22 protein-coding genes and 1 pseudogene are annotated in these 24,023 nt (G+C 65.8%); 16 read left to right on the forward strand and 7 right to left on the reverse strand.

Annotation, left to right across the window (positions count from 1 at the left end; genetic code table 11):
- Window positions 1–29: 29 nt before the first annotated feature.
- From bamA to V3B46_RS04950, 9 genes are all read left to right on the forward strand, one after another.
- Window positions 30–2,393 carry an outer membrane protein assembly factor BamA gene (gene bamA / locus V3B46_RS04910; protein WP_329891266.1) on the forward strand — a complete coding sequence of 788 codons (2,364 nt, stop codon included), beginning with the start codon at window positions 30–32 and terminating at the stop codon, window positions 2,391–2,393.
- A 364-nt stretch (window positions 2,394–2,757) separates the two neighbouring features.
- Complete coding sequence (gene lpxD / locus V3B46_RS04915; protein ID WP_010486339.1) at window positions 2,758–3,780, forward strand: UDP-3-O-(3-hydroxymyristoyl)glucosamine N-acyltransferase; 1,023 nt, start codon at window positions 2,758–2,760, stop codon at window positions 3,778–3,780.
- Complete coding sequence (fabZ, locus tag V3B46_RS04920) at window positions 3,777–4,235, forward strand: 3-hydroxyacyl-ACP dehydratase FabZ (protein ID WP_008265823.1); 459 nt, start codon at window positions 3,777–3,779, stop codon at window positions 4,233–4,235. Before lpxD ends, fabZ begins: the two co-directional genes overlap by 4 nt.
- A gap of 16 nt (window positions 4,236–4,251) precedes the next feature.
- Window positions 4,252–5,043 (forward strand): acyl-ACP--UDP-N-acetylglucosamine O-acyltransferase, encoded by a 792-nt coding sequence (gene lpxA, locus V3B46_RS04925; RefSeq protein WP_032128327.1) that lies wholly within the window; start codon window positions 4,252–4,254, stop codon window positions 5,041–5,043.
- Window positions 5,040–6,299: a lipid-A-disaccharide synthase gene (gene lpxB / locus V3B46_RS04930; RefSeq protein WP_154262901.1), complete on the forward strand. Its 1,260-nt coding sequence runs from the start codon at window positions 5,040–5,042 to the stop codon at window positions 6,297–6,299. The genes lpxA and lpxB overlap by 4 nt, the downstream gene beginning before the upstream one ends.
- Complete coding sequence (gene rnhB, locus V3B46_RS04935; protein WP_154262900.1) at window positions 6,296–6,967, forward strand: ribonuclease HII; 672 nt, start codon at window positions 6,296–6,298, stop codon at window positions 6,965–6,967. The genes lpxB and rnhB overlap by 4 nt, the downstream gene beginning before the upstream one ends.
- A gap of 351 nt (window positions 6,968–7,318) precedes the next feature.
- Window positions 7,319–10,909, forward strand: a complete 3,591-nt coding sequence (dnaE, locus tag V3B46_RS04940) for a DNA polymerase III subunit alpha (protein WP_154262898.1) — start codon at window positions 7,319–7,321, stop codon at window positions 10,907–10,909.
- A 64-nt stretch (window positions 10,910–10,973) separates the two neighbouring features.
- Entirely contained in the window at window positions 10,974–11,843 is an 870-nt protein-coding gene (locus V3B46_RS04945) for a hypothetical protein (protein ID WP_154262897.1), read from the forward strand.
- Between the two features lie 113 nt (window positions 11,844–11,956).
- On the forward strand, window positions 11,957–12,916 hold the full coding sequence (locus V3B46_RS04950; RefSeq protein ID WP_329891267.1) for an acetyl-CoA carboxylase carboxyltransferase subunit alpha: 960 nt from the start codon (window positions 11,957–11,959) through the stop codon (window positions 12,914–12,916).
- A gap of 326 nt (window positions 12,917–13,242) precedes the next feature.
- On the opposite strand, the gene V3B46_RS04955 is transcribed toward V3B46_RS04950, so the two are convergent.
- On the reverse strand, window positions 13,243–13,698 hold the full coding sequence (locus tag V3B46_RS04955; protein WP_154262896.1) for a CopD family protein: 456 nt from the start codon (window positions 13,696–13,698) through the stop codon (window positions 13,243–13,245).
- A 147-nt stretch (window positions 13,699–13,845) separates the two neighbouring features.
- Here V3B46_RS04955 and V3B46_RS04960 point away from each other — a divergent pair, with 147 nt between their 5' ends.
- Together V3B46_RS04960 and V3B46_RS04965 are read left to right on the forward strand one after the other, a co-directional pair.
- Window positions 13,846–14,436, forward strand: a complete 591-nt coding sequence (locus V3B46_RS04960; protein WP_154262895.1) for a class I SAM-dependent DNA methyltransferase — start codon at window positions 13,846–13,848, stop codon at window positions 14,434–14,436.
- A 93-nt stretch (window positions 14,437–14,529) separates the two neighbouring features.
- Window positions 14,530–15,837 carry a polyhydroxyalkanoate depolymerase gene (locus V3B46_RS04965; RefSeq protein ID WP_329891268.1) on the forward strand — a complete coding sequence of 436 codons (1,308 nt, stop codon included), beginning with the start codon at window positions 14,530–14,532 and terminating at the stop codon, window positions 15,835–15,837.
- Between the two features lie 199 nt (window positions 15,838–16,036).
- Here V3B46_RS04965 and V3B46_RS04970 read toward each other — a convergent pair whose 3' ends face one another.
- Together V3B46_RS04970 and V3B46_RS04975 are read right to left on the reverse strand one after the other, a co-directional pair.
- Window positions 16,037–17,026 carry a sensor domain-containing protein gene (locus tag V3B46_RS04970; RefSeq protein WP_329891269.1) on the reverse strand — a complete coding sequence of 330 codons (990 nt, stop codon included), beginning with the start codon at window positions 17,024–17,026 and terminating at the stop codon, window positions 16,037–16,039.
- Window positions 17,023–17,388 carry a PadR family transcriptional regulator gene (locus V3B46_RS04975; RefSeq protein ID WP_329891270.1) on the reverse strand — a complete coding sequence of 122 codons (366 nt, stop codon included), beginning with the start codon at window positions 17,386–17,388 and terminating at the stop codon, window positions 17,023–17,025. Before V3B46_RS04975 ends, V3B46_RS04970 begins: the two co-directional genes overlap by 4 nt.
- A 220-nt stretch (window positions 17,389–17,608) precedes the next feature.
- Between V3B46_RS04975 and V3B46_RS04980 the strand changes: the two genes are divergently transcribed.
- Window positions 17,609–18,082 carry a hypothetical protein gene (locus V3B46_RS04980; protein WP_329891271.1) on the forward strand — a complete coding sequence of 158 codons (474 nt, stop codon included), beginning with the start codon at window positions 17,609–17,611 and terminating at the stop codon, window positions 18,080–18,082.
- A gap of 130 nt (window positions 18,083–18,212) precedes the next feature.
- A pseudogene (locus V3B46_RS04985) lies at window positions 18,213–18,338 on the forward strand (peptidylprolyl isomerase); the annotation flags it as partial.
- 39 nt (window positions 18,339–18,377) lie between these two features.
- Here V3B46_RS04985 and V3B46_RS04990 read toward each other — a convergent pair.
- Window positions 18,378–18,827: an SMI1/KNR4 family protein gene (locus tag V3B46_RS04990; RefSeq protein ID WP_329891272.1), complete on the reverse strand. Its 450-nt coding sequence runs from the start codon at window positions 18,825–18,827 to the stop codon at window positions 18,378–18,380.
- Window positions 18,828–18,998: 171 nt separating this feature from the next.
- On the opposite strand from V3B46_RS04990, the gene V3B46_RS04995 reads away from it, so the two are divergent.
- Entirely contained in the window at window positions 18,999–19,901 is a 903-nt protein-coding gene (locus V3B46_RS04995; RefSeq protein WP_329891273.1) for a peptidylprolyl isomerase, read from the forward strand.
- 567 nt (window positions 19,902–20,468) lie between these two features.
- On the opposite strand, the gene V3B46_RS05000 is transcribed toward V3B46_RS04995, so the two are convergent.
- A complete protein-coding gene (locus tag V3B46_RS05000; protein ID WP_329891274.1) occupies window positions 20,469–21,341 on the reverse strand; it encodes a DMT family transporter in 873 nt (290 codons plus the stop codon).
- Window positions 21,342–21,456: 115 nt separating this feature from the next.
- Between V3B46_RS05000 and V3B46_RS05005 the strand changes: the two genes are divergently transcribed.
- Together V3B46_RS05005 and V3B46_RS05010 are read left to right on the forward strand one after the other, a co-directional pair.
- Window positions 21,457–22,401: a LysR substrate-binding domain-containing protein gene (locus V3B46_RS05005; protein ID WP_154262888.1), complete on the forward strand. Its 945-nt coding sequence runs from the start codon at window positions 21,457–21,459 to the stop codon at window positions 22,399–22,401.
- A gap of 68 nt (window positions 22,402–22,469) precedes the next feature.
- Complete coding sequence (locus tag V3B46_RS05010; RefSeq protein WP_005415831.1) at window positions 22,470–22,763, forward strand: hypothetical protein; 294 nt, start codon at window positions 22,470–22,472, stop codon at window positions 22,761–22,763.
- A 31-nt stretch (window positions 22,764–22,794) separates the two neighbouring features.
- Here V3B46_RS05010 and V3B46_RS05015 read toward each other — a convergent pair whose 3' ends face one another.
- Together V3B46_RS05015 and V3B46_RS05020 are read right to left on the reverse strand one after the other, a co-directional pair.
- Window positions 22,795–23,574, reverse strand: a complete 780-nt coding sequence (locus tag V3B46_RS05015; RefSeq protein ID WP_329891481.1) for a DUF4349 domain-containing protein — start codon at window positions 23,572–23,574, stop codon at window positions 22,795–22,797.
- Window positions 23,575–23,606: 32 nt separating this feature from the next.
- The gene (locus tag V3B46_RS05020; protein ID WP_329891275.1) at window positions 23,607–23,963 is read right to left on the reverse strand and encodes a GFA family protein; all 357 of its coding nucleotides are present in this window, start codon (window positions 23,961–23,963) and stop codon (window positions 23,607–23,609) included.
- Between the last annotated feature and the right edge of the window lie 60 nt (window positions 23,964–24,023).

The following is a 24,023-nucleotide window of genomic DNA, read 5'->3' on the forward strand; positions in this document are numbered from 1 at the left end:
ATGAAATCGACCTTCCTACCGGACGTGACATGACGCGACTCCCCAATCGCCGCCTGCTGGCCCTCGCCCTCGCCGCCGTCACCGGCGCTCCCGCCCTGGCCCAGGCAGCCGAGCCCTTCACTGTCAGCGACATCCGCGTGGATGGCTTGCAGCGCATCAGCTCGGGCACGGTATTCACCTACCTGCCGGTGGAGCGTGGCGAGACGGTCACCGACAACAAGGTCGGCGAGACCATCCGCGCCCTGTACAAGACCGGCTTCTTCGAAGACGTGCAGCTGGACCGCCAGGGCAGCATCCTGGTGGTGACCGTCAAGGAACGCCCGGCGATCAACAAGCTGACCGTGACCGGCAACAAGGACATCAAGTCCGAGCAGCTGCTCAAGGGCCTGTCCGACATCGGCCTGACCGAGGGCGGCACCTTCGATCGCCTGAGCCTGGATCGCGTGACCCAGGAACTGCGCCGCCAGTACAACGACCGCGGCAAGTACAACGTCGAGATCACCCCGACGGTGAGCCCGCTGGACCGCAACCGCGTGGACATCGCGATCGCCATCAAGGAAGGCAAGGCGGCCAAGATCCGTCACGTCAACCTGGTCGGCACCGAGAAGTTCGAGAGCAAGGACATCCTGGAGACCTGGGAGTCCAAGGAGCACAACTGGGCGTCGTGGTACCGCCGTGACGACCAGTACTCCAAGGAAAAGTTGTCCGGCGACCTGGAAAAGCTCAATTCCTGGTACCTCGACCGCGGCTATGTCGACTTCAGCATTGATTCGACCCAGGTGTCGATCAGCCCCGACAAGCGCGACATGTTCCTCACCGCCGGCGTGACCGAAGGTGCGCAGTACAAGATCTCCGAGATCAAGGTCAGCGGCGACACGATCCTTCCGCAGGAGGACGTCGAGCGCATGGTGATCCAGAAGTCCGGCGACACGTTCTCGCGTGCGCTGCTGGAATTCAGCTCGGACACCATCACCAACTCGCTGTCCAACATCGGCTATGCGTTCGCCAAGGTGAACCCGATCCCGACCACCAACCGCCCCGAGCAGACTGTGGCGATCAACATGCAGGTCGTGCCCGGCCCGCGCGTGTCGGTGCGTCGCATCCTGTTCCGTGGCAATACGCGTACGTCCGACGAGGTGATGCGTCGCGAAATGCGCCAGTTCGAGAACAGCTGGTACTCGCAGGCCGCGATCGACCGCTCCAAGATCCGCCTGCAGCGCCTGGGCTACTTCGAGTCGGTGGACGTTGAAACCCCGGCCGTGAGCGGCAGCAACGACCAGGTCGACGTCGTCTACAACGTCAAGGAAACCACGTCCGGCAGCTTCGTGTTCGGCCTGGGCTACTCGCAGTCCTACGGCATGACCACCTCGGTGCAGCTGTCGCAGAACAACTTCCTCGGCGGCGGCAACCGCGTGTCGGTCGAAGCCTCGCGCAGCAGCTACCTGCAGCGCTATGGCTTCAGCTACACCAACCCGTACTTCACCGATGACGGCGTGTCGCTGGGCTACAACCTGTCCTGGCGCGAACTGGACTACTCCGACTTCAACACCGCGCAGTACAACAGCACCAATGGCTCGGCGCAGGTGGTGTTCGGCGTGCCGATCACCGAGACCGATACCGTCTCGCTGATGTTCGGCATCGACAGCAACCAGATCACCACCTACCAGAACGCGACGCCGCAGTCGATCATCGACTACATCAACGTACTGGGCAGCAAGACTTTCCATGCCTGGCGCACTGAGCTGGGTTGGGCGCGCGACTCGCGCAACGATTACTTCATGCCGACCCGAGGCACCTACCAGCGCGTTGGCCTGGAAACCACGCTGCCGGGCTCGACCATCGAGTACTACAAGCTGAACTACCAGATCAGCAAGTACTGGCCGATCATGCCGTCGCTGGTGATCAACACCCGTGCCGAAATCGGCTACGGCGACAGCTATGGCAACGACAAGACCGCGATGGTGCCGGACAAGGACGGCAACCTGCGTTCGGTTACTGCATCAGGCCTGCCGTTCTACGAGAACTTCTATGCCGGTGGTACCAACTCGGTGCGCGGTTTCGAGGACAACACCCTCGGCCCGCGTGAAGCCACCGCCGGTTATCCGGAAGGCCAGCCGCTGGGTGGTTCGCTGAAGACCGTCGGTTCGGTCGAAGCCTACTTCCCGCGCCTGTTCGACAGCCCGTCCGCACGCGTGTCGGCCTTCGTCGACTTCGGTAACGTCTATACCGGCGTGGACAACTTCAAGGCCAACGAACTGCGCGTGTCGACCGGTGTGGCCCTGCTGTGGCGCGCCCCGGTCGGCCCGATCTCGATCAGCTATGCCTTCCCGCTCAAGAAGGAAGATGGCGACAAGATCGAGCGTCTGCAATTCACCTTCGGTGGGCAGTTCTGACGAACCGCCCTGCGGTTCATCAGAACTGCACGCGCATCCCTCCTATCCCCCGCGCCGCTGGCGCGCCCCCCTTAACAAAGGGGGGCTCTCCACCAGACGGGGTGCGAAGCGCCGGGCTCTGCCCGGCGTTTTCGTTTTGCTTGCTCGCCGCCCGCCGTTACTTCCCGCGCTCGCGTGAAATCATCTGGTGATGGCGCAGGGGGCTGACCAGGACCGTTGGCGCCATGGATGGCGCCATCGAGCCCCCAGGGATGGGTTTACGGCGTGTCCTGGGCAGCCCCCTGCGCCATCACCCCGGGACATCAGGCAGGCGCCGCTTTTGACCCCGCATGACCGCAATGGCGTCACACGTTAAACTCCCGCCGTGAATACTCCCACCTACACCGCCCAGCAACTCGCCGAGCAGTTCGGCCTGCAGGTCCATGGCGACCCCGCCACCGCCATCCATGGCGTGGCCACCCTCGCCCATGCCGGTCCTGGCCAGCTGACCTTCCTCGCCAACCCCCGCTACCGCGCCCAGCTGGCCGACAGCCAGGCCTCGCTGGTGGTCCTGCGTGCCGACGACGCCGAGGCCGCCCCCGGCGCCGCGCTCGTGGCCAAGGACCCGTACACCACCTTCGCCAAGATCGCCGCGCTGTTCGACATCGCGCCGACGCGCCCGCCGGGCATCCACCCCAGCGCCGTCATCGATCCCAGCGCGCAGGTCGCCGCCAGCGCGCACATCGGCCCGTTCGTCTCCGTCGGCGCACGCAGCGTGGTCGGCGAAAACTGCATCATCGGCACCGGCAGCGTGATCGGCGAAGACTGCAGCCTGGACAACGGCTGCGAGCTGATCGCGCGGGTCACCCTGGTCACCCGGGTCAAGCTCGGCAAGCGGGTTCGTGTGCATCCCGGTGCCGTGCTCGGCGCCGATGGCTTCGGCCTGGCCATGGACGCCGGCAAGTGGATCAAGGTGCCGCAGCTCGGCGGCGTGCGCATCGGCGATGACTGCGAGATCGGCGCCAACACCTGCGTCGACCGCGGTGCGCTGGAAGACACCGTGCTGGACGAAGACGTGCGCCTGGACAACCTGGTGCAGATCGCGCACAACGTGCAGATCGGCGCGCACTCGGCCATCGCCGGCTGCACCGGCATCGCCGGCAGCGCCAAGATCGGCCGCTACTGCCTGCTCGGCGGCCACGTCGGCGTGGTCGGCCACCTTGAGATCTGCGACAAGGTCGTGATCACCGGCAAGTCGGTGGTCCGCAATTCCATCCATGAGCCGGGCGAGTACTCGTCCGGCACCCCGTTGACCGACAACCGCACGTGGCGCAAGAACGCCGCGCGCTTCAAGCAGCTGGACGCATTGGCTCGCCGCGTCCTGGCTGCTGGCAAGGAGAAAGAATGAACGACACGCTGCAGCTTCCGATCGACGTCTGCCAGATCCAGGAACTGCTCCCGCACCGCTACCCGTTCCTGCTGGTGGACCGGGTGCTTGAGCTCGACATCGAAGCCAAGCGCATCCTTGCGCAGAAGAACGTCAGCATCAACGAGCCGTTCTTCCAGGGCCACTTCCCGGGCCGCCCGATCATGCCCGGCGTACTGATCATCGAAGCGCTGGCGCAGGCCGGTGGCGTGATGACCCAGCTCACGCTCGGCCGTGACTCGCAGTCCAAGCTGTTCTACATGGTCAAGGTGGAAAACGCCCGCTTCAACAAGCAGGTCGTTCCCGGCGACGTGCTGATGCTGGATGTGCAGATGAAGCGCCTGATCCGCAACATGGGCTGGTACTACGGCGAAGCCAAGGTCAACGGTGAAGTCGTTGCCTCGGCCGAAGTCATGTGCGCCGGCGCCAAGGGCTGATCCACTGGAGGCAGGAATGACTGACAACGCACCGCGGATCCACCCGACCGCCGTCATCGACCCGGCCGCGCGCCTGGCCGATGACGTCCAGGTGGGCGCGTTCACCCTGATCGGTGCCGATGTGGAAATCGGTGCCGGCACGGTGATCGGCCCCCACTGCAGCATCCACGGCCCGACGAAGATCGGCCGCGACAACCGCTTCATCGGCCACGCAGCCGTCGGTGGCGAACCGCAGGACAAGAAGTATGCAGGGGAGCGCACCGAGCTGGTGATCGGCGACCGCAATGTGTTCCGCGAGTTCGTCACGCTGAACCGCGGCACCGGCGGCGGCGGCGGCATCACCACCATCGGCGACGACAACTGGATGCTGGCCTACACGCACGTGGCGCATGACTGCCATGTCGGCAACTTCTGCGTGTTCTCCAACAACACCACTCTGGCCGGCCACGTGACCGTGGGTGACTACGTGATCATCAGCGGCTTCGCCGGGGCCCACCAGTTCTGCCGGATCGGCGCGCATGCCTTCCTCGGCATGGGTGCGCTGACCAATGGCGATGTTCCGCCGTTCACCATGGTCGGCACCGATTCGTTGGGTCGCCCGCGCGGCATCAACAGCGAAGGCCTGAAACGCCGCGGCTTCGACGCCGAGCGCATTTCCGCCATCAAGCGTGCCTACCGCACGCTGTACGTGGCGGGCCTGCCACTGGCCGAAGCCAAGGTGCAGCTGACCGAACAGGCGCGCGACAGCGATGACGTGAAGGCCATGCTGGACTTCATCGAGCACGCCGAGAGGCCCTTGCTGCGATGAGCAGCACGACCGGCCAGGCGCCAGCCGGCGCCGCCGTGATTCCGCTGGCCTCGCTGGCCGGCAGCGTCCCCGCGCAGCGGGTGCTCAGCGAGCGCCCGTTGCGGATCGCGCTGGTGGCCGGTGAGGCCTCCGGTGATCTGCTGGGTGCGGGCCTGGTGCGCGAACTGAAGGCACGCTTTCCGAATGCCGAATTCGCCGGCATCGGTGGCGATGCCATGCGTAGCGCCGGCTGCCTGACCTGGCACGATGCCAGCGAGCTGGCGGTGATGGGCCTGACCGAAGTACTACGCCACCTGCCACGCCTGCTCAAGCTGCGTTCCGCGTTCCGCCAGCGTGCGCTGGAATGGCAGCCGGACGTGTTCATCGGCATCGACGCGCCCGACTTCAACCTGGGCATCGAACGCTGGCTGAAGCAGCGCGGCGTGCGCACCGTGCACTACGTGAGCCCCTCGGTCTGGGCCTGGCGCGAGAAGCGCGCCGAAAAGATCGGCAGCAGCGCCGACCTGGTGCTGTGCCTGTTCCCGATGGAACCGCCGATCTATGCCAGGCACGGCATCGACGCGCGTTTCGTTGGCCACCCGATGGCCGATGACATCCCCCTGCAGGGCAACCGCGAGGAAGCGCGCGCCGCACTTGGGCTGCCGACATCGGCCAAGGTGCTGGCGGTGTTGCCAGGCAGCCGCCTGGGCGAAATCTCGCGCCTCGGTGAACCGTTCTTCGAAGCCGCCTGGCAGGTCTCCGAGCGCATCCCCGGCCTGCACGTGGTGGTGCCTGCCGCCAACCCCGCATGCAAGCGGCTGATCGAAGAGCAGCTGTCGCGCTCGGCACTGCCGGTCGCGTACTCGCATGTGCTGGACGGCCAGGCTCGCAACGCGATGATCGCGGCCGACGTAGTGGTGCTGGCGTCCGGTACCGCGACCCTGGAGGCGATGCTGGTGAAGCGGCCGATGGTGGTCGGCTACCGTGTCAACGAGCTGACCTACCGTCTGGTCAAGGCATTGGGCCTGATCAAGGTCGACCGCTTCGCCCTGCCCAACATCCTGGCCGGCCAGGACCTGGCACCGGAGCTGATGCAGCATGACTGCACGCCGGACAAGCTGGCTGCGGCCATCCAGCAATGGTTCGACCACCCGCAGCGGGTGACCGACCTGCAGGACACCTATGCCCGCCTGCATGAGCGCCTGCGCCGCAATGCGTCGGCACGTGCCGCCGACGCCGTCGGCGAGCTGCTGATGCGCGACCAGGCCCAGGCATGAGCCGCCGCCACGCCGCAGCGGCCAGCTTGACCCTGTTCGATGGCGCGGCGGTGGTGGAGCCGGAGCGCCTGGTCGCCGGCGTCGACGAAGCGGGTCGTGGCCCGCTCGCCGGGCCGGTCGCGGTGGCGGCGGTGGTATTCGACCCGGCACGGCCGCGGATCAACGGGCTGGACGATTCCAAGCAGCTCACCGCGGCGCGCCGCCAGCAGCTGCATGACCGCATCATCGAGCGCGCCCTGGCCTGGCATGTGGTGCTGGTGGACGTGGACACCATCGACCGCCTGAACATCTACCAGGCCACCCTGCAGGGCATGCGCGACGTGGTCGCAGCGGTCGCCCACGTGGCCGGCTTCGCGCGCATCGACGGCAACGTGGTGCCCAAGGGACTGGTACTGCCGGCGCAGGCGCTGGTCGGCGGCGATGGCATCGACCGCGCGATCATGGCCGCCTCGATCTTGGCCAAGGTCTCGCGCGACCGTTACATGCAGGAGGTGCATGCCCGCCATCCGCAGTATGGCTTCGAGCAGCACAAGGGCTACGGCACCCCGGCCCACCTGGCCGCCCTGCGCGAGCACGGCCCCTGCGTGGAGCACCGGCGCAGCTTCGCCCCGGTGCGCGAGTGCCTGGAAGTGCCGCAGGCCCTCGCGGCCGACATCGCGATTGCCTGAAGCGCGTGAACGCCCGCTGCAACCCGTCTGGGGAAAAGTCCCCCTGAGTCAGGGGGACGCGCCCCTGGGAATCGCAGGAGCGATTCCCAACGTTGCCATGCAACGGCCCGAAGGGCGCATGCCATGGATGGCATGCGTAACGGCACGGGGGTCTGGAAGCATGGTGAGACGGGGCCCGCGGTTCGCCTGCGAACCGTGGGAAGCGATAGCGCGAATGCGATCTCGCGTACCGTCAAGTCCTTGTCGCTTCCCCCTGCCCTCGCTACCCTGACCGGGCACTCCAGCGCATCCCGACCCCGGCGACGATCTTCCGTCAGCACCCGGGGCCCGCGCGCTCCAACCTGGTCCGGCATGTCCAACTCCCGCTTCGTACATCTCCACGTCCACACCGAGTTCTCGCTGGCGGACTCGACCATCCGCGTGCCGGCCAAACCGGACCAGGCGGACCCGAAGAAGGCCAAGCAGGCCAACCTGCTGTCGCGCTCGGTCGAGCTCGGCCTGCCCGCGCTGGCGGTGACCGACCTCAACAACCTGTTCGCGCTGGTCAAGTTCTACAAGGCCGCCGAAGGCGTGGGCATCAAGCCGATCGCGGGCGCCGACGTACTGATCGCCGAGGAAGGCCAGGACCCGTGGCGGATGACCCTGCTGTGCCGCGATCGCGAAGGCTACCTGAGCCTGTCGCGGCTGCTGACCCGCGCCTGGATGGAAGGTCATCGTCCGGAAGGCGGCGTGGCCGTGCACCCGGACTGGTTGAAGGCCGGCAATGCCAACCTGTTCGCGCTGGCCGGCCGGCAGAGCCTGGCCGGGCGCCTGGCACTGGACGGCAAGCATGAACTGGCCGAGCAGCAGCTGGCCGACTGGCAGCGCGTGTTCGGCGATGGCCTGCACCTGGAGCTGACCCGCACCGGCCGCGAGGGCGAGGAAACCTTCAATCAGTTCGCGCTGATGGCCGCCGGCCAGCGTGGCCTGCCGGTGGTGGCCAGCAATGACGTGCGCTTCCTGTCGCCGTCGGACTTCAGCGCGCACGAAGCGCGCGTGTGCATTTCCACCGGCCGCGTGCTGGACGATCCCAAGCGTCCGCGCGAGTACAGCGACCAGCAGTACCTGAAGTCGGCCGAGGAGATGTGTGCGCTGTTCGCCGACATCCCCGATGCGATCGACAACACGCTGGCGCTGGCGGAGCGCTGCAACATCGAGATGCGGCTGGGCACCTACTTCCTGCCCAACTACCCGGTGCCCGACGACGAAACCCTGGACACCTGGATCCAGAAGATGTCGCGCGATGGCCTGGAAGAGCGCCTGGAGAAGAATCCACTGGCGCCGGGCAAGACCCGCGAAGAGTATTTCGAGCGCCTGGAGTTCGAGCTCAACACCATCATCAAGATGGGCTTCCCGGGCTACTTCCTGATCGTGGCCGACTTCATCCAGTGGGGCAAGAACCAGGGCATCCCGATCGGTCCCGGCCGTGGTTCGGGTGCCGGTTCGCTGGTGGCGTGGGCGCTGAAGATCACCGATCTGGACCCGCTGCCCTACAACCTGCTGTTCGAGCGCTTCCTCAATCCGGAACGCGTGTCGATGCCCGACTTCGACATCGACTTCTGCATGGACCGCCGCGACGAGGTGATCGACTACGTCGCGCGCAAATACGGGCGCGAGCGCGTCAGCCAGATCATCACCTACGGCACCATGGCCGCCAAGGCGGTGGTGCGCGACTCCGGCCGCGTGCTGGGCTTCCCGTACGGTCTGGTCGACGGTGTCTCCAAGCTGATCCCGAACATCCTCGGCATCCACCTGAAGGATGCGCTGGGCAAGGGCAAGGAAGGCCCGAGCTCTGAGATGGCGTCGGCCGAACTGATCCAGCGCTACGAGACCGAGGACGATGTCCGCGACCTGATCGACCTGGCGCTGCAGCTGGAAGACCTGACCCGCAACGCCGGCAAGCACGCCGGTGGTGTGGTGATCGGGCCCGAGCCGCTGAGCGAGTTCTGCCCGCTGTACGCCGAACACGACGAGAACGGCCTCGGCAAGAACCCGGTTACCCAGTTCGACAAGAACGACGTGGAAGAAGTGGGCCTGGTGAAGTTCGACTTCCTTGGCCTGCGCACGCTGACCATCATCGACTGGGCGGTGAAGGCGATCAACAAGCGCCATGAGCGCGCCGGCATCCCGCCGGTGGACATCGCCGCGATCCCGCTGGACGACACGCCCACCTACAAGGACATCTTCGCCAACGGCAATACCGGCGCGGTGTTCCAGTTCGAATCCTCGGGCATGCGCCGCCTGCTGAAGGATGCGCGCCCCGACCGTTTCGAAGACCTGATCGCGCTGGTGTCGCTGTACCGTCCCGGCCCGATGGACCTGATTCCGTCGTTCAACGCGCGCAAGCACGGCCAGGAAGAAATCATCTATCCCGATCCGCGTACCGAAGCCATCCTGAAGGACACCTACGGCATCATGGTGTACCAGGAGCAGGTGATGCAGATGGCGCAGATCGTCGGCGGCTACTCGCTGGGCGGCGCCGACCTGCTGCGCCGTGCGATGGGCAAGAAGGTGCCGGCGGAAATGGCCAAGCACCGCGAGATCTTCCGCGAAGGCGCGGCCAAGGATGGCGTGGACGAAGCCAAGGCCGATGCGATCTTCGACCTGATGGAGAAGTTCGCCGGCTACGGCTTCAACAAGTCGCACGCCGCTGCCTACGCGCTGGTCAGTTACCAGACCGCGTGGCTGAAGCGCCACTACCCGGCCGAGTTCATGGCGGCCACGCTGTCGTCCGACCTGGACAACACCGACAAGGTGGTCGGCTTCCTCGACGAAGTGCGCAACCTCGGCCTGACCGTGCTGCCGCCAAAGGTGAATCAGTCGGCCTTCATGTTCGAAGCAGTGACGCCGGACACCATCCAGTACGGCCTGGGCGCGATCAAGGGCGTTGGCCAGGGTGCCTGCGAAGCGGTGGTGGACGAACGCCTGAAGGGCGGCGACTACAAGGACCTGCTCGACTTCTGCACCCGCGTCGGTTCGGCCAAGCTCAACCGCCGCACGCTGGAAGCGATGATCAACTGCGGTGCGCTGGACGAGCTCGGTCGTAACCGCGCCTCGCTGATGCTGCAGCTGCCGGAAGTGATCAAGGCCACCGACCAGATGGCGCGCGAACGTGCGTCCGGGCAGAACTCGCTGTTCGGCGGCCCCGACCCGAGCGCGACCACGATCCAGCTGGACCTGCCCGAAGCCGAAGAATGGCCGCTGCTGCAGCGCCTGAACGGCGAGCGCGACACGCTGGGCTTCTATCTCAGCGGCCACCCGTTCGATCCCTGGCGCGATGATGTACGCGACCTGGTCGGCAACGACCTGGGCTCGGTGGAGAAGATCTGGAGCGCCAACAGTGGCGGCGGTGGTGGCGGCGAGAAGCGCTGGCGCCCGGAAGTGCAGACCGTGCTGGCCGGCCAGGTGGTCGGCGTGCGCCGCAAGGGCGAGAGCCAGATCTTCATCCAGCTTGAGGATGGCCGCGGCCGCGTCGAGTGCAGCGCATTCTCCGACGCGATGGCCGAGTTCGGCCACCTGATGACCAAGGACCGCATCCTGGTGGTCAAGGGTGGCCTGCGCGAGGACGAATTCAACGGCGGCTTTGCGCTGCGCATCCGCCAGTGCTGGGACTTCGACGAAGTCTGCGCCAACTACGCCACGCGGCTGTCGCTGCGCCTGGACCTGCGCCAGCAGCGCCCGGTCTGGGAACGCATTGATGCGCTGCTCGACCGCCATCGCCCTGGCCGCACGCCGCTGCGCCTGGACCTGCTGCTGAAGGGTCCGCACGGCGGTGTCGCCGGCATGCTCGATGTGTCCGGGCAAAGCGCGGTACGCATCGATTCCAAGCTGATGGAGGCGCTGCGCGCTGATCCGGCCGTGCGCGCGCTGAAGGTGCGCTACAGCCCGCCGTGGGCCAGCTGAAGCTGGCTCCCTGGTTTTGCTGAACCCCCTGCTTTCCCGTTCCATGTATCAAGGACGATTGCCGATGAAGACCCTGCTGTTCCCGTTCGCCGCCGCGCTGGCCCTGGCCGCCTGTTCGCCCTCGAAGGTCGAGTTCCAGATCGACAACCCGACCGACACGCCGCTGGCACTGAGCATCGATGGCAAGGACCTGCCGGTGGCCGCACAGGGCTCGCGCCCGATTTCGCTGGCCGTCGGCGAGCACCGCCTGCACACCGAAAAGCTCGGCGACGTGCGCTTCATCGTCTACGTCGACGGTCGTGGTGGCCTGATCAACCCGACCCTGAGCGAGTACGTGATCGCCCGCGAGATCTACGTCACCGACGAGAGCAAGCTGAAGAACTTCGGCACCGGCAAGGCCGGCATCGAGCTGGGCGGCGTCGACTTCGAAGGCCCGTTCGAGAAGCGCCACGACCTGTTCATCGACAAGACCTGGACCTACGGCGTGCGCGAGCCCTTCCCGAAGGAAAAGGTGGTGGCCCACGTCGACGCCAGCGGTGGCCAGATCGTGGCCAAGGTGTTCACCGCGCCGGACTTCATCGCTTACGTGGAAGAAGGCATGGGCGAGCCCGGTGCGTTCAAGCGCGAGCAGCCGGCCGGCTACGTGGCCCCGGCGTTCAGCCTGGAACCGGCCCCGGCCAGCCTGCCGGCGCTGGTGCCGGCCTTCGAGGCGCATGCCGCGCCGCTGCGTGAAGTGTATGCGCGCTGGCTGAAGGCTACCACCGCCGATGAACAGAAGGCCCTGCGCAAGCAGGACTTCGCCGCGCAGATGGCCTTCACCTCGGCCACCGCCACGCTGGGCAGCGGGCTGGGCCGTGAGGCCAACGAGGCCTACAACGACTTCGTTTCCCAGCGCAGCCAGCTGATGGGCCGCAGTGCCCTGGTGGTGCCCTGAGCTGACTGGCGCGCCCTGCCCGGCTGCGCTACCGTCGCCTTCCAGACGAAGGCGTACGGGTGCTTTGCACGCATTCGGCTAGAATTCCCCACTTCTTTACACGACGGCTTCCGATGAATCCGAACTACCTCGACTTCGAGCAACCCATCGCCGACCTGGAAGCCAAGATCCAGGAACTGCGCAACGCCAGTGCCGGGCCGGCGGTCAATGTCGAGGCGGAAGTGCACGCGCTGCAGGACAAGCTGCGCATGCGCACCGCGCAGATCTTCCGCAACCTGACCTCGTGGCAGGTGCTGCAGCTGGCCCGTCATCCGTCGCGCCCCTACACCGCCGACTACCTCCGCGTCATGTTCGATGAGTTCCAGGAGCTGGCCGGCGACCGTGCCTTCGCCGACGACAAGGCCATCATGGGCGGCTTGGCCCGCATCAACGGCCGTGCGGTGATGGTGATCGGCCACCAGAAGGGCCGTGACACCAAGGAAAAGATCAAGCGCAACTTCGGCATGCCCAAGCCGGAGGGCTACCGCAAGGCGCTGCGCCTGATGAAGATGGCCGAGCGCTTCGGCCTGCCGGTACTGACCCTGATCGACACCGCCGGCGCCTGGCCGGGCATCGACGCCGAATCGCGCGGCCAGTCCGAAGCGATCGCGCGCAACCTGATCGAGATGGCCGAACTGAAGGTGCCGATCATCTGCACCGTGATCGGCGAAGGCGGCTCCGGCGGCGCGCTGGCGCTGGGCGTGGGCGACCGCACCGTGATGCTGGAGTACTCGGTGTACTCGACCATCACCCCGGAAGGCTGCGCCTCGATCCTGTGGAAGGACGCCGGCAAGGCCAAGGATGCCGCCGAACAGCTGGGCCTGACCGCCCCGCGCCTGAAGAGCCTGGGCCTGGTCGACAAGGTGGTGCGCGAGCCGACCGGTGGCGCCCACCGCAACCCGACGCAGATGGCCAAGCGCCTGAAGGCGGTGCTGCTGAACGAGTTGGATGCGCTGGAAAAGCTGTCCACCGAGCAGCTGCTGGAACAGCGCTACACCCGCCTGCGCAGCTACGGCACGTACGAAGCGGCCTGATCGCTACCTGACGTCGGACAAAAAAAGAGCTGGGCAGATGCCCGGCTTTTTTTGTCTGTACCTCGCACGGCATCTACGCATAGCGTGAATTCACTGGGTGCAGCTGCGGCCGTTGACGTTCGGGCCCGCCATGAGCGAGCCGAGCATCGCAGGGGAATCAGGGGCGAAGAGGCGCCGGTGTCTGAGCGCAGCGAGTTCGGCGCCGTCCCCTGATTCACCGAGAAGCACAGGGAACCGGTGCGCAGCGCCGGCTCGCGTTCGGCGGCGTGTTCTTTGGTTACTTTCTTGCACGAGCAAGAAAGTGACATGTTCGAACGCCCGGGATCTCAGAACGGCTTGGCCAGCACCAGCCACACGATCGGAATGAAGGCCAGCAGCGGGATCTCGTTGATCCAGCGCAGCGCGCGCGACGACGGCAGCGCCCTGCCCTTGGCCACGCCCTTCAGCAGCCGCCCGATCCAGATGAAATACGCCAGCAGCACGACCACCAGGCCCAGCTTGGCGTGCAACCAACCGGCACCGCCCGCGGCGACCATGGTCGGGAAATCCGGGATGACCTTGTAGCCCAGCCACAGCACCAGACCCAGCAGGAATGCCAACCCGAACATCGAGTGGCCGAAGCGGTACAGGCGCAGGCCCATCAGCTGCAGGCGCTCGCTCACCGCCGGTTGGCCTGCGGTCTCGGCCAGGTTCACCAGGATGCGCGGGAGATAGAACACCGTCGCCATCCACGCAACCACGAACACGATGTGGAAGGTCTTGACCCAGTAGTAGCTCTGCATGCGCTCGCTCCGGCGGCTGGCGTAGGTTGGCGGCCATTCTCGCATGCCGTGGCCGGGCCACCCCACGCGTCAGCGCCGCGACACATCGACGCATGGCACGCCGCAACGCCGTACGATAAGCGCCGTTTTCACCACTGCGACCGCCCTATGGACAAGACCTACGACGCCGCCTACTTCCAACGCTGGTACCGCAGCGCCGACATCGGCGGCAGCGCTCGGCTGGCGCGCAAGGTTGCCTTGGCCGTGGCCAGCGCCGAGTACTACCTGGAACGGCCGGTGCGCAGCGTGCTCGATATCGGCTGCGGCGAAGGCGCCTGGCGTGCGCCGCTGCTGAAGCTGCGTCCGAAGGTCCAATACCTCGGCTTCGACAGCAGCGAGTACGCTGTGCGCCGTTACGGACGTACCCGCAACCTGCACATGGCCAGCTTCGGTGATTTCGCCTGGCTGCGGCCCTGTGCCCCGGTCGACCTGCTGATCTGCTCGGATGTGATGCACTACGTACCCAATCGCGAACTGCGCGCAGGCCTGGCCGGCGTGGCTGAACTGACCGCGGGCGTGGCCTTCCTGGAGACCTTCGCCGCCGAGGACGCGTTCGAAGGCGACCACGATGGCTTCCAGGCCCGCCCGGCGCGCTGGTACCGGCGTGAACTGGCCCGGCATGGCCTGCAGCCGGTAGGGTCGCATTGCTGGCTCGGCCCCGCTCTGGCAGGCGATACGGCCGCGCTGGAGCGGATGTGAATCCGGATTCATTATTTTCAGCCAACTTAACCTGCGGGACACCCGGATGGGATATGCTGCGGGGCAACATATGACCATACATATTCGGTCGGCATGCTCTATCAACTGCACGAACTGACCCGCAACCTGCTCGCCCCCTGGGTGCACCAGGCCCAGGCCAACGCAAAGTTCTTCGCCACCCCGGGTCACTGGTGGTCGCAGATGCCCGGTGCCGATCGACTGGCGGCCGTCAATGAGCTGTTCCATCGCATCGGCAAGGATTACGAGAAGCCCGAATGGGGCATCAACGAAATCGACGTCGAAGGCGAGCGCGTGCCGATCGTCGTGCACGAGGAAGTGAGCAAGCCGTTCTGCAAGCTGCTGCGCTTCAAGCGCCACAGCAATGAAGCCGACCAGCTGCACACCATGCTCAATCAGCCGTTCGTGCTGGTGGTGGCGCCGCTGTCCGGCCACCACGCCACGCTGCTGCGTGACACCGTGCGCACCCTGCTGCGCGACCACCGCGTGTATGTGACCGACTGGGTCGACGCGCGCATGGTGCCGGCCAGCGAAGGCGAGTTCGGCCTCGACGACTACATCGCCTACATCCAGGAGTTCATCCGCCACCTCGGCGTGGAGCGCCTGCACGTGGTGAGTGTGTGCCAGCCGACCGTACCGGTGCTGGCCGCGGTTTCGCTGATGGCCAGTCGTGGCGAGCCGACGCCGCGCACGCTGGTGATGATGGGCGGCCCGATCGATGCGCGCTGCAGCCCGACCGCCGTCAACAACCTGGCCACGCAGAACCCGCTGTCGTGGTTCGAGAACAACGTCATTCACACCGTGCCGGCCAGCTATCCCGGCGCCGGCCGTCGCGTGTACCCGGGCTTCCTGCAGCACGCCGGCTTCCTGTCGATGAATCCCAGCCGCCACTTCAGCTCGCACTGGGATTTCTACACCGACCTGGTCAAGGGCGACCTGGAAGACGCCGACGCGCACCGTCGTTTCTACGACGAGTACAACGCGGTGCTGGACATGCCGGCCAAGTACTACCTCGATACCATCCGCGTGGTGTTCCAGGACTTCCTGCTGCCGCGCGGCGAGTGGGTGGTCAAGGGTGAGAAGGTCGATCCGTCGGCGATCCGCGATACCGCGCTGCTGAGCATCGAAGGCGAGCTGGACGACATCGCCGGCCTCGGCCAGACCGAAGCGGCGCAGGCGCTGTGCACCGGCATCGACGCTGACCGCCGTGAGCATTTCATCGTCGAAGGTGCCGGCCACTACGGCATCTTCAGCGGCCGTCGCTGGCGCGAAGTGGTGTACCCGAAGGTGCGCGACTTCTTCGCCGCGCACGCCGAAGCACCGGCGGCGAAGGCCTCGAAGAAGAAGAGCAACGTCACCCCGTTGCGGCGGAAGGCGGGGTAAACCGCCCCTGGTGGGTGCCGACCTTGGTCGGTACGCCTTGGTAGATGCCAACCTTGGTTGGCGCTCTACCCTGAATCCCGGTATCTGAAGGATTGTGCCAACCAAGGTTGGCACCTACCAAAGCGAATTCCACCAAGCGCCCCTGCACCGATGGATCGTGCCAACCAAGGTTGGCACCTACCAGAGCGTCGGCCCCTGCTTACAAGCGCACCAGCAGGTTCTTGGCGATCAGCCCGTGCAGCTTGCCGATGCCGCGTGCCAGGTGCATCGTCAGCAGCAGCAGCAGGGCGCCCGCCGCGGCAACCGCGATCGCAACCAGCGGCGAGGCCGCCATCGGCAGTACATTCACGCCGTCGACGTACACGCCCGGAATGTCGCCACTGAAGATCGCCGCGACCGGCGCCCAGATCAGGCTCAGCGACAGCGACAGCAGCGTCACCGCGATGGTGAAGTAGATGACGCCCAGCGGCAGCATCAGCACGAAGTACAGCAGCGTCAGCCAGGTGCGGCCATCGGTGAACATGTCCCCGATGCGCTGCAGCCATGTGCGGCTGCGGTCGGTGTAACGCGGACGGCGCGGCATGCGCTCGCCCAGCAGCGCTTCCACCAACCGCCCTTCCAGCAGCGCCAGCCCGCGCACCGAACCGAAGAACAGCACGGTCAGCGGGATGCCGATGATCAGGATCAGCAGGCCCAGCGACAGCGACAGGCCCGTCACCACCCAGGTGAAGAAGAAGATGCCGGTGGCCAGCGACAGCAGCATGTAGAACAGCGCGCCATAGGTATGCGGATCGGTCACCACACCGAAGAAGCGCGCCAGCAGCGAGCGCTGCACCGGCGCCGGTGGCGGCGCAGCGGGCTCGACACCACTGGCTTCGGCCGCCGCACGCAGCACCGGCGCGGTATCCGCACGTGGCGTGCGCAGCGCGCGGTTCACCGTCACTTCGGTCTCGCGGTAGATCTCGGCCACTTCGTCCGGCGCACCGTAGCTGCCGGCGACGTCGGCGATCACCTCGGCCTCGCTGCGGCCGGGCTGCGCCGCCAGTTCCGAGCGCAGGTACTCCTCGGCGTCGTACAGCGCGTCCTGCACCATCGCCGGATCGGCGCCGTCCAGCGCCGCGCGCAGCTGCGCCAGGTACTGCGGGATGGTGGTCGGCAGGGCACGGCCTGCCAGGCTCGGGTCGTTCATTGCGGTACCCCCTCCAACACGGAATCGACGGAATCGCGGGTGGCCTGCCAGGCCTGGCGCCATTGCGCCAGCACCTCGCGGCCACGTTCATTGATGTGGTAGTAGCGCCGCGGCGGCCCGCTGCTGGACGGCTCCACATGGCTTTCCAGCAGGCCGGCGCCTTCCAGGTTGCGCAGTACCGGGTACAGCGCGCTCTGCTTGCCGCTCAGCACGCCTTCGCCGACACGCTCCAGCTCCTTGGCGATCAGGTAGCCGTACAGCGGCTCGCCGGCCCGGGCCAGCACCGCCAGCAGGGCCAGCGACACCGTTCCGGCACTGAGCTCCTTCTGGAACTTCTTCAGGTGGACGTCGTCTTCGGACATGCCCGGCCCTCCACTACGTTGAAGTCCACAGTAGTGCGAAGTTCGGTATAGCGAATGTGTCGTTAGTCACTCTGCCGGTTGGCGAGGGTCGGCTGACCACCTGGCCGGCAGGCCCATTGGCTTGCTTGTCCCTCTGCGAGCCGCGGCATACCGTCGTATTCCAACAGCGCAGCGGCTGATCCAGCTCTTGCGAGCACGACGATCCCGGGAATATCCACTTATGACTGAGTTTTATTATTGCGACTTCTGGTTTGGCGCAAAGAAGTCCGCCCGAAACATAATCAGTGAATCCGAAGCCAAATCGAGACATGAGAGCCAGGCTCGCTATACGGTTCTCGTTGGCTCCCCCACCACGCCATCAGCGACTGTCGATGTGCTATTGGACAAAGACATGATTGGCGTCGACTTTCTGGATGAACATCTAAGGGAGCGCCTGACGTATCAGTTCCAGCAGGTAGCACCGGGAAATCTGTTCCTGAGCATGGCGGTACATAGAACGTTCGATGAGAAGAGTGACAGCATTGCCGAAGGGACCAGCCACCTCTTCAATGAAGATGGTCGGCTTACGATAACCAGGGAGAATTTCTCGCCTCATCATCTGGAAGAGTCTTCAACTACACACGATCCGACAGGCAACTATGAACCTGTTCCTGTCTTCGGCCATTACTCCGGTCTAATTGCAGAAGAAAGATAGGCGTTGATGCCAGACCGTTTGGATCGTCCAAGAGGCGGCGCGCAGGCTGACGCGAATGCCCCGCATGTCACTTGGCGATACGGTATCTCGTCGCGCAGAATCGAAGCCTCGTTCATGTTCCGGGGTTCCCATGCCGCACCGTCGTCGCCTTGCCCTGACCGCCCTCGCCCTGTCCTGCCTGCTGCCCGCCCTGGCCAGCGCGGCCACGCCGTACCGCAGCCCGCAGCAGATCCTCGATGCGTCGGCGGCCAGCGACCGGCAATATTGGGATGACTGTTCAGATGACCCCAGGCAATCAGCCTGCCGCACGCCGCTCAACTAACGACTTGATGTATTTCAGCTGCTCCAGGATGAAATCAGAAAAGCTCGATGCCAACACGTCGACACCGTCCGATTCGGAACTAACCTCTACGACTTGCCAATTATTTTCCGCATCGAAAGCGTACAGCACATCGCCAGAATTTCCACCGAATACGTAAATACCCTCATAACCTTCAACTTCCCGACCGCAAATAGTCGAATACCTCTCTGGACCATCATCAAGGTGAAATGCCGCATCCAATTCTCCGAAACCAAATTCGGCGATAAATTCCAGATAGTCACCTGGAACCTGTTGACGATGTGACTCATCAACACTGGATAACGTCGCGTCCGTGCCCGTTGCGCGGCATCCATAATTACCCTCATAGTCCTCAGAGGACGTCACTGCATCAACCAGCAACCTTAACTGCTCTTTATTCTTCATAATCACTTTCCAAATATTCTCTAGCAGACATCTAGACCCTGCGAATGTCAATGCCACCATGGCGCTCCACGAACTGCGGTGCGCAGGCTGACGGGATTGCCCTATATACCGCTTGGCGATGTAGTCCCTGGTCACGCAGAATCGAAGCCTCGTTCATGTTCCGGGGTTCCCATGCCGCACCGTCGTCGCCTTGCCCTGACCGCCCTCGCCCTGTCCTGCCTGCTGCCCGCCCTGGCCAGCGCGGCCACGCCGTACCGCAGCCCGCAGCAGATCTTGGACGCCTCGGCGGCCAGCGACTGGCGCACGCCGGACCCGGCCAACCTGCTGTACATGGACCTGCCGGCCGGGCGGGTGATCATCGAGCTGGCGCCGCAGTTCGCTCCGCGCCATGTCGCCAACATCCAGACCTTCGCCCACGAGCACTTCTGGGACGGCACCAGCATCTACCGCTCGCAGGACAACTTCGTGGTGCAATTCGGCGATGCCGACGCCGATGACGCGGCCAAGGCCAAGCCGTTCGGCAGTGCCGCGCGCAAGCTGCCGGCCGAATTCGATCGCGCCAGCGCTGGCCTGAAGGTCAGCGTGCTGCCAGATCGCGATGGCTGGGCCGCGCAGACCGGTTTCATCGACGGCTTCCCGGTCGGCCAGGACCCACAGGCCGGCAAGGCCTGGCTGGCGCACTGCTACGGCATGCTGGGCGCGGGCCGCAGCAACGAGGAAGACAGCAGCATCGGCGCCGAACTCTATGTGGTGACCGGGCAGTCGCCGCGCCAGCTGGATCGCAACATCACCCTGGTCGGTCGCGTGCTGAAGGGCATGGAACTGCTCAGCGCGATCCCGCGCGGCCCGGCGCCGATGGGCTTCTACAGCGACCCGAAGCTGCGCACGCCGATCATGTCGATCCGCCGCGCCAGCGACGTGCCGGCGGCCGAGCGCACGCCGATCCAGGTGCTGCGCACCGATTCAAAGGCCTTCGCCGATACGGTGGAGGCGCGTCGCAATCGCGTGGATGATTTCTACAAGCGCCCGGCGGGGCACATCGATCTCTGCAATATTCCGGTGCCGGTGAAGTAACGCCGTCGCGGGTTGTGCACGTGGCGCGTGCTGAAGGTGCTTCATCGTTCATGGGCGTCACTTTTCTTTTCGCGCGAAAAGAAAAGTAACCAAAAGAAAAGCGCCGCCAGGTCGCGAGCCGCCGTGCTTCGCACGCCGGTCCCCTGCGCTTCTCGGTGAAGCAGGGGACGGCGCCGAACTCGCTGCGCTCAAACATCGGCGCCTCTTCGCCCCTGATTCCCCTGCGATGCTCGGCTCGCTCAAGGCGGACTGGAAGGTCAAGATCAACCGCAAAAGCATCCACGCATGGCGTGCATCTACTGGGTGCTGCTGTGGCCTTTGATCTGGGTCCGCCTTGAGCGAGCCGAGCACCGCAGGTCCGGCGAGGGCGAAGAGGCGCGGGTGTCTGAGCGCAGCGAGTTCCCGCGCCGTCCCTCGACGGGCCGAGGAGCGCAGGGCACCGATGCGCAACGCGCATCGGCTCGCGGCCGGCGGAACGTTTCTTTTGGTTACTTTTCTTTGCGTACAAAGAAAAGTAACGCCCATGAACAATGAAGCACCTTCAGCACGCGCCACGCGCTAAACGCCTCAGCCCTTCTGACTCACCGCCACGCTACCCAGGATCAACACACCGGCAATCAACATCTGCACCGTCACCGCTTCCCCCAGGAACAACCATGCAAACGCCGCGCCGAACAGCGGAATCAGGTAAGTCACCGTCGACGCGCGCGACGGTCCGATACGCCCGATCAGGCGATAGAACATCAGGAACGCCAGCCCGGTGCAGGCTACGCCCAAGGCGATCGCCGCGCCCCAGGCCTTCAGCGGAATCGCCGCCTGCGGCCAGTGGCTGACCGCCATCGGCAGCATCCACAGCGAGGCACACGACAGCGTGGCCGCCGCAGCCGCCGCCGACGGCAGGCCGGACATGTGCCGCTTCACCAGGTTTACGCCGAGGCCATACAGCAGCGACGCCGCAGCGCCGGCGATCACCGCGGTGCCGATGCTCAGGCCGGACACCTTGGCCGTGGCCAGCACCACCACGCCGGCAAAGCCCACCAGCAACGCGCCAGCGCGGCGCATGCCGATCTTTTCACCGAAGAACAGGAAGGCGATCAGCGCGGCGAACAGCACGGTCATCGCATTGCAGATCGCGCCGATCGCGGCCGGCGCCCGTTCGGCGGCATAGGCGAACAGCACGAACGGCAGCGCCGAGTTGATCAGGCCGATCGGTGCCAGCCACAGCCAGCGCCGCGGCGGGAACTGCGCCCGCGCGTGCCACAGGAACGGCAGCAGCACCAGCGCGCCCAGCACCAGTCGCACCTCGACCAGCGCGAACGGACCGAACGAAGGCACTGCCACCCGCATGAACAGGAACGAGCAGCCCCAGATGGCGCCCAGCAGGGTCAGTTCCAGCGGCGTGCGCCAGTCGCGCTCGGCCGCCTGTGGTACCGCATTCATGCCCTGCCTCCGTCCATCGCCTGTTCCTCGCCAAGGCAGACAGGATCGGGCGCAGACGCCTGCCGCACAAGCGCGTAGTATCGCTGCCAGCCACAAATATGGTTTGAGGCTGGACATGCAGCTACGCCCTTCCCTGCTCCCCGCACTGGCCGTGTTCGCGGTTGCAGCGCGCCACCAGAACTTCGCCCAGGCCGCCCAGGAGCTGCACCTGACTGCCAGCGCGGTCAGCCACCATGTGCGCCGGCTGGAGGAGGTGCTGGAAACCCGGCTGTTCCTGCGCCACGCCCGCGGCGTGCGCCTGACTGCCGAGGGCCGGCAGCTGGCCGACGCCGCCAGCGCCGCCTTCTCCGATGTCGCAGCGGTCGCCCATCACCTGCAGCCGGATGCCGACAGCGTGCCGCTGCGGATCACCACGCTGCGCTCGCTTTCCTACTGCTGGCTGCTGCCGCGACTGCCACGCTTCACCCAGGCCTACCCGCACATCCGCATCGAGCTGCATACGGGCAGCGGGCTGGATCGCTACGACGATAACGGGCCGGAAGTGGGCATCCGCTATGGCCTGGGCCAGTGGCCGGGCCTGCGTACGCAGCACCTGATGGATGACTACCTGTTCCCGGTGGCCTCACCGGCGCTGGCCGGGGTGGAAACGCTGGTCGATCCGGCGCGCATCGCCGGGTTGCCGCTGCTGACCGATCTTTCGCCGCAGGGCTGGCGCGACTGGTTCCGCCACGCAGGCGTGCGTCCACCGTCGCCGCTGCCGCCGATGCATACCTTCGCCGACAGTACCGATGCGATGCGTGCCGCGGTGTACGGCATGGGCGCGGTGCTGGCACGCACCCACATCGCGCAGCCCTACCTGCAGCGCTACGAGGTGGTGCGCCTGCCCGGCCCGGCGCTGAAAGCGCGCTACGCGTATCACGTGGTGCATGCAGAAGGGCAACCGCCGAGCCACGCCGCGCGCCTGTTCATCGACTGGTTGCTGGAGCAGGCGCAGGACGAACGCACGCCGATTCCCGCATTGCCGGAAAGCCTGCTCGGGCGCCCGGCCACACGCGCCTGACTGCGCCCTCACCCGTTCTTTGCTTCACGCTGGCTAGGCTGCTGGCAACCCCACAACGTGACTACGCCATGGCCATGCTGCGACTGCGCATCACCGGAACCGAAGACGACGCCCGCGCCATCAGCGACCTGCTGCTCGGCCTGGACGGCATCGAGCATGTCGAGGAAACCGACGACCTGATGCCGCACATGGACGACGACGATTCCAGTTCGGCCGGGCTGTCCGATGACATCGGCCCGGGCATCCACGAGCTGGAAGTGGAAGTCGGCAATGAAAGCACCGCGCAGAAGGTGCGCGATGCGGTGCAGGAACTGGCGCTGGAGCTGGATGTGTTCGTCGAGTACGAGACCGACGAGGGCTGATGCCGGCAGGCTACCGGCATCAGTGTTCACCTCAGAGGTTGGGCGGTAGCTTGCGACGGCGGCGGCGCCACCAGGCCCGCACACCCCAGGCTGCGATCAGGGCCAGCACTGCCACCGGCAGCAGCGCGGCCGCGGCGCGGATCAGGAACGCAATACTGGTGCTGAGGATGCTGCCCGACTCGCTCAGCGCCTCACCGATCTCGCTGCGGCTGCGCTGGCCGGACGTCGTATCGAAGTGGATCGTCACCAGCTGGGTATCAATGCGCCGGCGCTGTTGCGCGGCATCCTTGTTGGCCTGCTCGACACCGGCTTCGATCTCCGACAGACGCGTGGTGATCGTCATCAGATCTTCGATCTTCAGGTCCTTGCGGTCCTGGTAGGACAACAGCCGCGCGTGTTCCTTCTCCAGCCGCGCCTTGGTCAGTGCCGTATCGGCCACCTCCCGTGCAAGGTCCTCGGCGCGCGTATTGCGCGACTGCAGCGTGCCGCCTTCACCGGCCATCGCGATCAGCGGCTCGGTGCCCTTCGGCGCGATGCGTACCTTGACCTCACCGCTGGGCTGCTCGCCACTGCGCTGGTCGACCTGCAGCACCGCGCAGTCACCGAACTTCGAGCTCTGGCAGGCCTGCGCCACCTGCTGGATGCGCGGTGCGATCTGCGCCGCCTCCAGCTGCACCTGCACGTCATGCTCGTAGGCGAGGAATGCGCCTTCCGGGGACGTGATAGCGGCATCGGCAGCGGCGGCACCCGCCTCCTGTGCCCTCTCGCCGTTCTTGGCACAGGCCGCCAGCGCCAGCAGCAGCACCGGCATCGCCACCGCACGCGTCCACGCGCGCAGCGGCGTCACAGTGCCGCTCCGTCGTAGGACATCACCGCCAGCGTGGCCAGGTCTACCTGCGGCACGCAGCGAACGTTCACTGCCACCATTGGCGCACCGGTACGCGGGTCCACCGCTTCGCTGTACGGCGCGACGCCGCACTCACGGCAATGGTGATGATCGATATGGGCCTTGTTGAAGTGATAAGTCGCCACGTCCGCCGGATCGGTATCCAGCTGGAACGCCGCACGTGGGGCGAACCACAGCAGACTGCCGCGGCGGCGGCACATCGAGCAGTTGCAGTCGATGACGTCGCTGATCGGTGCCTCGGCCTGCACGGTGAATGCGATCCTGCCGCAATGGCAGCTTCCCTGGTATTCCATGTCCTGCGCTCCGCTGGAGAGTCCTTGTCTGCGTCCATGGTAATCCTATGGCACGGGGAC

It is taken from the genome of Stenotrophomonas sp. SMYL11 (genome assembly GCF_036320005.1).
GTDB classification, from domain to species: domain Bacteria; phylum Pseudomonadota; class Gammaproteobacteria; order Xanthomonadales; family Xanthomonadaceae; genus Stenotrophomonas; species Stenotrophomonas maltophilia_A.